Genomic DNA, 12315 nt, shown 5'->3' with positions numbered 1-12315 from the left:
TCTTCTAAACGTCCCTATCGTCTAGAGGCCTAGGACATCGCCCTTTCACGGCGGTAACCGGGGTTCGAATCCCCGTAGGGACGCCAATACTTCTTATCAAGCTTTTTCTTTTTTCTAATATTCATAACGAATGAATATTCTTAAATCATCACTATTTCTATCTTAATTCTCATTGACTGAATTTCTGTGTATTAAAAAAACATTTATTGCAAATAATTCTCATTTCTATTGATTATTCTTGCAAAGTTAATGATAATCGCTATCATTTTTATCTGCATAATTGTTGACAGCCATGCGCTTTGCCTATTCTCCCCTTAATATCGCAATTTTGACTGCTTTAGCATCTCAAACGTATGCAAATGAAAGCCAGATCTCCGAAGAAATCAAAACCAATACGGTGTCGATGACACCTATTGAGGTTGAAGTCAAAGTCAAGCAAGAAGTAGGTACAACCGTCTACACCAAAGAAGATTTAGAAAAAACGCCGAATAGCTCAAAAAATATCACAGACTTTTTAAAAGTTAATCCAAATGTGCAGTTTAGCCGTGAACAACGTTCTGCAGATTCACAGGCTGAGCTACGACCATCCGAGATTTCTATTAATGGCGCGCAAACTTACCGAAATAAATTTGTAATTAACGGCGTCAATACCACCAATAACCTTGACCCTCTGGCAAGCGGCAACTCCTATTCAGGCAAGCTTGATGGTGGCTCACAAGGGATTGCCCTAAATACCGATTTAATTTGTAAATTAGAATTGATCGATAGTAATGTTTCTGCAGCATACGGCGAATTTACAGGTGGTGTAGTTAATGCTGAAACTTGTACCCCAAATACTGAAATTGGCAAAATCCACGGCTCCGTTACTTACGACTACACGGAAAGTGATTGGTCACGTTATCATTTTACCGATGAAGAAGAAGCTGCAGAGTTTGAAGATCCAACATCATCAAATAATAAAGAATATAAAAAACACGGCCTAAGCCTGAATCTATACAGCAAACTCTCTGAACAATGGGGCATCAATAGTTATGCCTCTAAACGTGAATCCATCGTTCCAGTAATGAGTGGTTTAGAAGATCGCAGTAAAGTCAAAAGCGAGCGTAATAATATCAACTTAGGGACTACCCTTTTTTACACACCTTCGGACACAACCAAAGCGAAGTTTGGCTTTGATTTAGGGGATTTGGACAGTCTAAATTTCGTTGATAAGCGAATAAATTCAAAAAGTATTAGCAATACAGAAACGCTGACATTTTTTGGTGAATTAGAAAGTAAACTCAATAATTCAACATTAAAACAAAATATTAGCTATCAAACGCTAAGCCAAGCACGTGAAAATGATTCAACTACCGGCATTATTTGGAAGCAAACACCAACTAAAAACTGGAGTTCCAATCCTGGTGAAGGTGCCACAAGTAGTGATATTGAATTACAACAAGATACATTTTCGTATAGTCTAAAAAATGCGTTTGATACCATTCAGATTGGCAACAGCATGCAACAATTAAGCTTTGGTATGGGCTATGACTATTCTAAAGTTGCATGGGAACGGCCTAACGATGCCTATATGTATAATCAGCCTAAGACTTTTACATCTAGTTCAGGCATTAGCTGTACGGCAGGTGATATTCTTTGTGATGAAGCAACGGATGAAAATAACTATCAAGGCCAATATCAAACAAATGGCAAGTATTATCAAAAAGGTAAAGTTAATATTGACCAACAACGTGTGCATACCTTCATTGAAAACACATCGACTTGGGATAATTTTTCAGCGCGTTTAGGTTTACGTGCAGATTATGAAAGCTTGTCGAAAAATTTAAATATTGCACCTCGTACTGCCTTTAACTATAAACCGCTAAAAAATGATCTTTTGTCCTTCACTACGGGATGGAATCGATATTATGCAAACTATACCTTAGCCACTGAACTGCAAGATCAACTTGCATTTTTGGAATACAATTTAAAACGCACAAAAAATCAAACTGAAGACTATTGGGCTCAAACTGGGTTATCAGATTTAATATTAGCTAATTCCAATATTCAACGTGCCAATTTAAAGACCCCTTATGCTGACGAAATTGTGTTTGCCATTAATAGCCAAGTTAAAAACTGGAACCTTGGTCTGAAATGGGTGAATCGCGATAGCAAAGATGAAATCACAAAAAATCGTTTTATTGATCCAACAACCAGCAATACCATCGATCATTTTGAATATAGTAATAGTGGTAAGGCAAAAGCTGACATTTACACACTCACACTCAGAAATACGCTGCCAGTCGTATATAAAAACTCTCTGCACGGGTTTAACTTTGGCTTCGATTACACTGAATCAGAAAAAAATTATTTAGACTATTCTGAGTCATATAACGTTAACAGTAATACGGCTGCTGAAGATCGCGATATTATCTTTAACGGCAGCCTCATCCAATTTAATGAACGTCCTGTTGAAAATTTCAATCAGCCTTGGACTGCTCGTTTTGGTTGGGACATTGAGTTTTCAAATTTACCATTAAAGATTAATAACTTCTTAAGCTACAAATCTGAATATAAAGATACGTATAAACTAAAAAACAAAGTTGAACATGATGGTGTCCTGTTGGAAGCCTATGCTACAGATACGATTAGACCTCGATTTAGTTGGGATATGCGTACCACTTATGATTTCAATTTCGCTAAAGATTACAAAGCAATATTCGGTTTAACCATTAACAATATTATCAATCGACATAATATCTATACCACCCCAGGTATTAGTGAGTCGACCAACAGACTTAGATCTGAAATTGGGCGACAGTTCATTGCTGATGTCACATTTAAATTTTAAACTTCCCCTATCAAGAGCGCCTAAAAACGCTCTTGATTCATTTTCAAATAGAATAAAACATGAAAAAAATAATCTTACTCTTTGGCCTGTGCATAGTATGTCTCGGTATCTTCATCTACATTTTTAGACCCGAAGCCAGCCTACCGATAAATCATTCAAATACTGTTGAGCACGATGCCAATCATACAAATCAAACAGCATTGAACGATGACCAAGAATCTTCTATTCCCAAAACCAACGATCGTGACACTCAAATACAAGCGAAAAAACCCAAAAAATTGAGCGAAGAAGCAATACAGTATTATCGAACAGCAACCAAATACGGTTGGGAGTCAATCGTTCGTGATTTTGAAAATGGAACCATTCTAAAAAGTAAAATGCCTAAAGGGGAAAAAGAAAAACTTTGCGAAATTGCACTGAGTCTAAGTACTGCCGATCAAACCAAACGCTTATTTAAAGCAAATTGCAAACCACTCAATGGCCGTTCATCCTCTATGATTATTAATGGCGCATTAACCAATGCAGAAGGCAAAATAGATCAAAACGAAATCATTGAAAAATTAAAATTCTACAAATCGGAAAATGTTTTACAAACTCACGTTACGTATAAATTTGGCCCGTATGAAGAAAAAAGCTCTTTGCAATCTAACGCAATTGGTTGGGGACTAGAAGACGTTTCTGATTATTTGCTGAGTATTGGTGTCGATTACACGGGCGTGGATGGTAATTTAATTTTAGACAATATCAAAGGCCGTAACCCTTCTGTGAGTTTGGTTCAAAAACTACTGAATGCAGGAATCGAGCCCAATAGTAGCGTCTATAAACAAATAGAACAGAATGACTTTTCCACCATACATCCTGACGTTTACAATTTATTAAAAACACATAAACCATGAAAAACATCGTTATTACCAGCTGCCTGCTAATGAATATGCATTGCTTTGCAAATGCTCCAGTGCCACAAAATCACGCTACCAATGCACCATCAGTGAAAAACATTCAAGACTTTAAAAAGATCAAAGGGATGACAAATGATGCATCTCGTTATTATAAATTTATAAACATATATGGTTGGTCAGCCATAGTGCAGGAATTTGAAAATAAAAATATTCAAAGCAGTAAAATGAAAAATAAAGAAGTTAAAAAAATGTGTGACACAGCGCATCTTATACTTCCACTTCAAGATATCAAGCGACTGATTGCTGCTAATTGCAAACCCAGCTCAAACAATGTCACTTTTAATACCATCAATAGGACTTTAAAAAATGGCGATGGTTCTATTAATGAACAAGAAATTATTGCCAAGTTAGAATTTTATAATGCATTAGGATTATTAAAAACACATCAAACATACGGCCGTGGCTATCGTGCAGAAACATATAATTTACTCTACAAAGCTGCCGGTTTTGGTTTGCCTGATGTTTTTGATTATCTCCTGAATATCGGACTCACAGTAAAATATACCGATGGTAACTTACTGAATACACATTTTGATGGTCGCTCCCCTCAACTCGCTTTAACCCCAAAAATTTTAAAACTGGGTGTCGAGCCAAATGCCTCAACCATTACGATCATGCAACAACAGAACTTTAAACAACACTACCCTGACATCTACCAAGTCATCCTGTCCAATCTAGAACAGAAAAACCGTAAACTTTAATTAATTACAGCCTGACTGGTTTTGTTTATACTTCAGCTTGATCTATTTTGATGTAAGAATACCCTATGTTTAAAAAGTTGCTCTTAGTTTTAGCCATCTTATTTCCATCTGCACTCTATCTGTATATTGTGAGCCGCGATGACAACAAAGCCCCTGTAGCTGAACAAACTCAAGTACCTGCAACTTCTGAAGCTGAGTATCAAACTCCTGACCATTAATCCAATGGTCAGTGCTAAAGATTTAAATTTTAGATCAGTATTATTACATTATAAGAAAAATTCGATTTATCAATCATTTCACTGCATTCAATCATAAAATATACCTTTCATTCAATTTTCTTTTCACTATGCAATCTCCCTCTGAACCTTCGCAACACTCGTCTGCTGAAGGTAAAAGTCCATCGCTTAAACGTGCGATGACGACTCGACACCTTGTGATGCTCTCACTTGGTGGTGCAATTGGTACTGGTTTGTTTATGGGTTCAGGTGAAGTTATTTCACAAGCTGGGCCTTTGGGCGCTGTACTTGCCTACATTATTGGCGGACTAATCGCCTACATGGTTATGCTCTGTTTGGGTGAGCTTGCCGTACATTTACCTGTTTCTGGCTCTTTTGGTGCTTTTGCGACAAATTATATTGGCCCGGGTACCGGTTATATGGTGTCTTGGATGTACTGGTTGGGCTGGTCTGCCACCTTAGGTACAGAATTTACTGCGGCGGCTATTTTGATGCAGGAATGGTTTCCACAAACCTCTATTTGGTTATGGACACTGATCTTTGCAGGTGGCGTACTGATCTCTAATCTAAGTTCTACACGTGCATTCGCAGAGTCAGAATTTTGGTTATCAATGGTGAAAGTTGCAACAGTGTTGATTTTCATCATCCTTGGTTTTGCCTGCATCTTTGGTTTCGTGCCTTTCCAAGGCTATGAATCAGCTCCAATGTTCCACAATTTGACAGAACATGGTTGGCTGCCAAATGGTTTGTTCCCTCTGTTTGCCACGCTATTGATCGTGAACTTTGCCTTTAATGGTACGGAGATGATTGGTATCGCTGCAGGTGAAACTGAAAACCCTGAAAAGAATGTGCCTAAAGCCATTCATGCTGCGGTATGGCGCTTAATCATTTTCTTTGTCGGCACTATTATCGTCATCAGTTCCCTGTTGACCTATACCGATGCAGGTTTAAATGTTGGTGGACATGGCGGCTTAAGTAGTAGCCCATTCGTTTCCGTATTTAACCTGATGGGCATTCCCTATGCAGAAGACTTAATTCGTTTCGTCATTATTACGGCTTTACTGTCTACAGCTAACTCTGGTTTATATGCTGCATCACGTATGATGTGGGCGCTGTCCGCACAAAAACAATTACCACGTGCTTTCGGCAAATTAAGCAAAACTGGTGTGCCTTATATTGCTGTATTGGTTACTATGATCGGTGGTTTACCAGGTCTATTGTCAGAACAATTTGGCGCAGATGTGATCTTCAAGAACTTGATGGGGGTTGCCGCTTTCACCATGGTGATCGTGTGGATGAGTATTTGTTGGAGTCAATTTAACTTCCGTCGCCAATGGCTGAAACAAGGTCATAGCGTTTCAGAGCTTAAATTCCGTACACCATGGTTCCCTCTGGTTCCAATTCTTGGCTTTGTCTGCTGTACCGCAACAGGTTTAAGTATGGCTGCAGATCCTGAAATGCTTTCAGGCTTTATTGGCTGTCTGATCTTTATGGCAGCATGTTATGCAGGTTATTATTGGTTATATCACGATAAATAAAATAGTTAAGGTGGCTCATTAGCCACCTTTTTTTATGAAACTATTTCTCTTCCCTATGAGAGAAAAATTAGGGTTTCCATATAAATTCAAAAATGATTTGTGGGAGCAGTTTAATCCACAAAAACCACTGTACAAATTATAATTTAAAGAAATAGTTCAACTGCTTTTCGTCAATGAGTTTTTATCCTCGCTCAACACCAAGATATAATCCCATACTTTCAACTCTAATGAGTCCTTTTCGGATTTTGCCCCTTTAGAAACATTAGCTAAAAGACACGCAGCTACTATTGCTAGAAATATTTGGATAGATACTCTCAAACTTGTATTAGATATTAATTCAACAAAAGTAAAGTTAAAAACTATTAATGAAAGTGGCAAAAGCACCCGACTTGAATTCATCTGTTTTTTAAATTCAGGAAAATCACGATTAATAACCAATAAATCTTGTTTGTCTTTACTCCACAACATTGGCTCAAAACATACATCCAATTTTTTTTCTAATTTTTCAAGTTCTACATCATCACTAGACAACTGATATCTTCGAACCTTTAAGATTAAATATAATTTAAAAAAGCTCTGGATATCTAAAAAATAATGAGAATCATCTAAAGATTTGAGGTGATTATACGTAATTCTACTTTCCCCATCTAAATCCCTAAATAAAAGTTCATCAATAATTCTTTCAAACTCTGATTTACTAATATACGAAGAAAAATTATTTGTATAAATTTCAAACCAATGCAAATAATTCAATAAAACTATATAGAATCTTTCATGGACTTTGCCCACATTAAATTGATTGATTTCAAATAAAATTCCAGAAATAAACTCATTAAAATTATTTTTCATTAAAAAATTCTGTTTTTGTTTCATTTATATACATTTAGAATATAACAATGAAACTCTATTTTGACAAATATAGATGGGCTATGTACTATACACCCACCTCAAAACGTCCCTATCGTCTAGAGGCCTAGGACATCGCCCTTTCACGGCGGTAACCGGGGTTCGAATCCCCGTAGGGACGCCAATTCTTCTGTCAGCTCTGACAAACTTAAAGTTTATTTATCTATAATTTATATTAATTGATTGCATCATCATTGCATTCTTCTCTACAATTACTCGCTTCATTATTTGATTCTCCTTTTTCTCTATGCAGTCATCACATTCTCCGAATGATGCTTCGCATCAGGGCAATTCTGCGCCGTTAAAACGCGCTATGAGTACTCGACATCTGGTGATGATTTCGCTTGGCGGCGCAATCGGTACTGGTTTATTTCTTGGTTCGGGTGAAGTCATTGCACAAACGGGGCCTGTAGGTGCCATTATTTCGTATTTTTTAGGCGGTATTATCGCCTATATGGTGATGCTTTGCTTAGGCGAGCTCGCTGTACATATGCCTGAATCTGGTTCATTTGGCGCTTATGCTAAACGCTATATCGGACCGGGTACGGGTTATACCATCACTTGGCTGTATTGGCTGACATGGTCAGTAACGCTAGGAACTGAATTTACCGCTGCTGCACTTTTAATGCAGGAATGGTTCCCAGACAGCTCTATGTGGATGTGGACCTTAATCTTTGGTGCTTTTGTATTCTGCCTGAATATGATTTCAACCAAATGGTTTGCTGAATCTGAATTTTGGCTAGCTTTAGTCAAAGTGATTACCGTTGTAGCCTTTATTATTTTAGGTCTATTGGCCATTTTTGGTGTTTTAGGCTATCAAGGCTATGAAGCTGCACCGCTGTTTAGCAACCTCACTGCACAAGGTTGGTTCCCTGAAGGCTTATTTCCAATCTTCGCTACAATGTTGATTGTGAACTTTGCATTCTCAGGTACTGAACTGATTGGTGTTGCTGCGGGTGAAACCAAAGATCCAGCTAAAAATGTACCTAAAGCCATTAACACGGCGATTTTCCGCTTGTTGATTTTCTTTGTGGGCACCATTGTTGTTATTACTGCATTATTACCCCACCAAGAAGCTGGCTTATCTGCCGAAAGTGTAAGTAGTTCACCTTTCGTAACAGTATTCCAGCATATTGGTATTCCTTATGCAGAAGACATCATCCGCTTTGTGATTATCACTGCTCTTCTTTCTGCTGCAAACTCAGGTTTATTTGCTGCTTCTCGAATGATGTGGTCATTGTCCTATAGTAAGCAATTACCTGCAGTGTTCTCTAAAGTGAACTCACGTGGTATTCCTTATGTTGCAGTAATTGTGACCATGATCGGTGGTATGCCGGGCTTACTTTCTGAGCAATTTGCACCAGAAACCATCTTCAAAAACTTGTTAGGTGTTGCGGCATTTACCATGGTGGTAGTGTGGATGAGTATTTGTTTAAGCCAATTCAACTTCCGTCGTCAGTGGTATAAAGAAGGCAAAACTGCCAAAGATTTAGCTTTTGCTGCACCACTCTTCCCAATCGTGCCAATACTCGGTTTTGTATTCTGTCTTATTACCTGTATTAGTATGGTATTTGATCCAGAAATGTTGACTGGCTTTATCTGCTGTATGATCTTCATTGTGGCGTGTTATATCAGCTACTACACCTTGTATCACAACAAAGATTGATCTGCGTTGTCATGCCAAACACGATAAAAGAGTAACTTCGGTTGCTCTTTTTTTATGGCTATATTTTAATAAAAGTAGAATAAAAATTGGTCCGTCGATGAGGTGCAATATGCAGATCATCTTTATCCATGGCATGAATCAACAGCAACAAACTGCACGTTCGCTCGAACAGCATTGGCTTGCACTGTTGTCTCAAGGCTTAAAGCAAAGCCATCAAGAGACTTTTTTATCGTATATACAGCACCATATGCGCATGCCTTTTTATGGAGACTTACTCACGCGTTATCATTTGCAGAATATGCTTCAAGCCAGCACCTTGACACCTCAAACGTGGCCACATTTTCCGTTTATCCATCGCACTGAACTCCCAGAAAAATCACCAAAAGTACTTGAGCATCATGCCGTACAAAACAATCTACCTGACATCACCCTCAATGATGCTATTGGATTAAGCCAATCATTCAAATCGATCACTGCACTTGGCAAAGATCTTGCCCTACGCGATTTTGCAGTTTTAATGAATTATTTCCCAAAATTACATGCCACACTTTTGCATAAATTTTTGGTCGAAACTTATCTCTATTTATCCAATCCACACTTTATTCAGGCAGTTCATACTCGTCTGCATGAGCAATTACATCAAACGAAACCCACCCTGTTGATTGCACATTCGCTAGGTAGCGTGATTGCGTATCATTTTTTACTGTTACATCCTGAACTCAACATACAGCGCTTTATCACCTTGGGCTCACCTTTGGCTTTTCGTGTCATCCAAGCCCACTTACCTCAGCCTTTACAGCGACCTGATGCAATTTCAGGCGATTGGTTAAACTTTTATTCACATGATGATTTTCTCAGCGCTTTTCCACTGAGTCAGGCACCATTTGATTTTCAACCCGCCATTATTAACCAGCAAATTCAGACATCGATTGAACACCCACACGATATTGCTGGATATTTAACGCATCCAGAAGTTATTGCTACAATCTTACAAGTGTTGAAAAAACCGACATAAATAATGTATTTTTCAAACATTTTTATCAAATTGTTTTAATTTTATGCACTCAACAACAAAAACTGAATTTATTTATAGAAAAGCGTTTGACACCCCCCGATTTTCACCCTAATATACGCCCACCTCTGAAACGTCCCTATCGTCTAGAGGCCTAGGACATCGCCCTTTCACGGCGGTAACCGGGGTTCGAATCCCCGTAGGGACGCCAATTTTCAGAAGTACATTTTATTAAGTCCCTATCGTCTAGAGGCCTAGGACATCGCCCTTTCACGGCGGTAACCGGGGTTCGAATCCCCGTAGGGACGCCATTATTTAGTCTAAAAACTTAGACTGAAATAAACGGTTTTAAAATTTGCTTTCTGTACTGTCCCTATCGTCTAGAGGCCTAGGACATCGCCCTTTCACGGCGGTAACCGGGGTTCGAATCCCCGTAGGGACGCCATATTCGAGTTGGTTTTAATCACTCATTAAAAAGCTCAAGCATTGCGACTTGGGCTTTTTTATTGCCTTAATTTCTAAATATTTCTTTTAAAAGTTTTGAATCATAAATGGCCTTAGGGGCAATCACCTGCTCATTTAGCGGAATATTTTGACCATAGCGCTGCCGCATTAGGCGCTGCACTTCATATTGTTTTAAATCAAATTGTTTCAGTTGTTGTAATGGAGAAAGTTCGATTCCTAAAGCATGCTGATAAGCTTTCCAAACAATTTCAGAACAGTAAATTGCACGATCATCCCATTCAAAATAAATATCATAGGGTTTGCCCAAGTACTTTTCTGCATTTTGTACCAGCGTCGTTTTCTGCTGCACATTTAAGGGTTGTTTGAGCCTTTTTACCACATAATGAGCATTTTCCCCACGCGCGACCCATTTATTTAAAGTGGTGTATTGCACAGGTTGAATGGCTTCAAGCACCCACGTTTGGTTATTTTTATTTACGATCATGCCCATGTGACTATAGGGCGAATGTGTGGCCTTTTGAATGCTTAAACTTTGTTGTGACTTTGAGATATGAAAAATAATATCTCCCGTCTGAAATACGGACTGGGCATAGAGGGCAGAACTGAGCCCCGAAAGAATGACTATTAATATTAAAATTTTAGACATTTTTATTGTAAACAATATTGATATGAATAAAGGCAACCATAACATGGATGTATGCCGATTGCCCTTATTCTAATAATTCAATGATTGATTAAGCCGACTTACGTGAATTGACTTGCCCTTTAATGACCGCTGTTAAATTTCCTTTAAGATATTTAAAAAACACTTTTAACGGTGAAAGTTTAGGATTTGGCTGTTTGCCTTCACCAATCGATTTAAACTGAGCGGCATACCAAATAATTTCCATAATCGCCATTTTATCAATCATCGGTATGCCAGTTTTAATTTTGTCCACACCGTAACGAACATCCTGCCCCGCCAATAAACGATCAGCCAAATCGACTTCTACAGCGAAAGGACGTGCAATACCAATAAAATCACAAGCTCCACTGTCTAGTGCAGCATTCATGCCTTGCACGGTTCTAAACCCGCCGGTAACCATTAATGCGCATTTCACTTCTTTACGGATATTGTCCGCGAAATCGAGGAAATACGCTTCACGAGCAATGGTACTGGCTTTACGTTTTTCTTCTTTAGCACCCGCCATCGCTGGCGCTTCATAGGAACCGCCCGAGATTTCAATCATATCAATCCCTGCGGCATCGATTGCCTTAAAGACCTCAATCACATCTGCTTCGCTAATTCCGCCGCGTTGGAAATCAGCAGAATTTAGTTTGACTGAAATAATAAAATCATCTGTCGTCGCAGCACGAACTGCCTTATAGATTTCAAGCAAAAAGCGCATGCGATTTTCATTTGAACCGCCCCACTGATCTTGACGTTTATTGGTCAGTGGCGACAAGAACTGACTAATTAAATAACCATGCGCACCATGCAATTGCACGCCTTCGAAGCCTGCCTTTTCACAAATGTGTGCAGCACGTGCAAAACGCTGAATGATATCTAAAATTTCATCTTCACGAAGTTCGCGCGGTGTTCCAAACGTTGTGGCTAGCATCGGACTAAATGGTACAGCGGACGGTGCAACCGTTTCTTTATTTAAACCTTTAGGACATTGGCGGCCAGGATGTGAAAGTTGAACCAATTGCACCATGCCGTACTTCTTACCTAACTCAGCCCACTGTGTTAACTGCGCCAAATCTCGCTCTGTTTCAGCGACAACAACCCCCGGCTCATTTTTAGCACGAAAATCCACCATGACATTACCGGTTATGGCACAGCCTAAACCACCCTTCGCCCAAGCTTCATATAATCCAAAATGTAAGTGATTGGGTTGGCCTGCAGTATTGGCCAATGCTTCACTCATTGCACCTTTAATGATGCGATTTTTAAATGTGGTATTACGAATTTTAAAGCTTTCAGCTAAATGGCTCATGGCAATATCCAAAATGAAATAAT

10 protein-coding genes and 5 tRNA genes are annotated in these 12315 nt (G+C 38.7%); 12 read left to right on the top strand and 3 right to left on the bottom strand.

Annotation, left to right across the window (positions count from 1 at the left end):
- Positions 1–10: 10 nt before the first annotated feature.
- The 6 genes from FTU13_RS08060 (at position 11) to FTU13_RS08035 (ending at position 6264) form a co-directional block, all read left to right on the top strand.
- Positions 11–86, top strand: a tRNA-Glu gene (locus tag FTU13_RS08060).
- Between the two features lie 206 nt (positions 87–292).
- Positions 293–2830, top strand: a complete 2538-nt coding sequence (locus tag FTU13_RS08055) for a TonB-dependent receptor plug domain-containing protein (protein ID WP_180126531.1) — start codon at positions 293–295, stop codon at positions 2828–2830.
- A gap of 59 nt (positions 2831–2889) precedes the next feature.
- Positions 2890–3726: a hypothetical protein gene (locus FTU13_RS08050; RefSeq protein WP_180126533.1), complete on the top strand. Its 837-nt coding sequence runs from the start codon at positions 2890–2892 to the stop codon at positions 3724–3726.
- Positions 3727–3755: 29 nt separating this feature from the next.
- Positions 3756–4490: a hypothetical protein gene (locus FTU13_RS08045; RefSeq protein ID WP_180134440.1), complete on the top strand. Its 735-nt coding sequence runs from the start codon at positions 3756–3758 to the stop codon at positions 4488–4490.
- Between the two features lie 65 nt (positions 4491–4555).
- Positions 4556–4708 (top strand): hypothetical protein, encoded by a 153-nt coding sequence (locus FTU13_RS08040; RefSeq protein ID WP_168379378.1) that lies wholly within the window; start codon positions 4556–4558, stop codon positions 4706–4708.
- Between the two features lie 128 nt (positions 4709–4836).
- The gene (locus tag FTU13_RS08035; protein ID WP_180126537.1) at positions 4837–6264 is read left to right on the top strand and encodes an amino acid permease; all 1428 of its coding nucleotides are present in this window, start codon (positions 4837–4839) and stop codon (positions 6262–6264) included.
- Positions 6265–6420: 156 nt separating this feature from the next.
- Here the strand turns inward: FTU13_RS08035 and FTU13_RS08030 are convergent, their stop codons facing one another.
- Positions 6421–7137 carry a hypothetical protein gene (locus FTU13_RS08030; RefSeq protein ID WP_180126539.1) on the bottom strand — a complete coding sequence of 239 codons (717 nt, stop codon included), beginning with the start codon at positions 7135–7137 and terminating at the stop codon, positions 6421–6423.
- An 81-nt stretch (positions 7138–7218) separates the two neighbouring features.
- Between FTU13_RS08030 and FTU13_RS08025 the strand changes: the two genes are divergently transcribed.
- The 6 genes from FTU13_RS08025 to FTU13_RS08000 all read left to right on the top strand — a co-directional run bounded on the left by FTU13_RS08025 (position 7219) and on the right by FTU13_RS08000 (position 10293).
- Positions 7219–7294, top strand: a tRNA-Glu gene (locus FTU13_RS08025).
- Between the two features lie 123 nt (positions 7295–7417).
- Positions 7418–8836: an amino acid permease gene (locus FTU13_RS08020; protein WP_180126541.1), complete on the top strand. Its 1419-nt coding sequence runs from the start codon at positions 7418–7420 to the stop codon at positions 8834–8836.
- A 109-nt stretch (positions 8837–8945) separates the two neighbouring features.
- Positions 8946–9851 carry an alpha/beta fold hydrolase gene (locus FTU13_RS08015; protein WP_111885776.1) on the top strand — a complete coding sequence of 302 codons (906 nt, stop codon included), beginning with the start codon at positions 8946–8948 and terminating at the stop codon, positions 9849–9851.
- A 132-nt stretch (positions 9852–9983) separates the two neighbouring features.
- Positions 9984–10059: transfer RNA gene (locus FTU13_RS08010), tRNA-Glu, on the top strand.
- A gap of 24 nt (positions 10060–10083) precedes the next feature.
- Positions 10084–10159: transfer RNA gene (locus FTU13_RS08005), tRNA-Glu, on the top strand.
- A gap of 58 nt (positions 10160–10217) precedes the next feature.
- Positions 10218–10293: transfer RNA gene (locus FTU13_RS08000), tRNA-Glu, on the top strand.
- 66 nt (positions 10294–10359) lie between these two features.
- Here the strand turns inward: FTU13_RS08000 and FTU13_RS07995 are convergent.
- Positions 10360–10959 carry a YiiX family permuted papain-like enzyme gene (locus FTU13_RS07995; RefSeq protein ID WP_180126543.1) on the bottom strand — a complete coding sequence of 200 codons (600 nt, stop codon included), beginning with the start codon at positions 10957–10959 and terminating at the stop codon, positions 10360–10362.
- An 88-nt stretch (positions 10960–11047) separates the two neighbouring features.
- Entirely contained in the window at positions 11048–12292 is a 1245-nt protein-coding gene (locus FTU13_RS07990) for an NADH:flavin oxidoreductase/NADH oxidase family protein (protein ID WP_180126545.1), read from the bottom strand.
- Between the last annotated feature and the right edge of the window lie 23 nt (positions 12293–12315).

The sequence above is a fragment of the Acinetobacter sp. YH12064 genome, assembly GCF_013419735.1.
In the GTDB taxonomy this organism is placed as follows: Bacteria; Pseudomonadota; Gammaproteobacteria; order Pseudomonadales; family Moraxellaceae; genus Acinetobacter; species Acinetobacter amyesii.
Note: the sequence above shows the minus strand (reverse complement) of the source record. Positions and strands in the feature narration are given on the sequence as shown.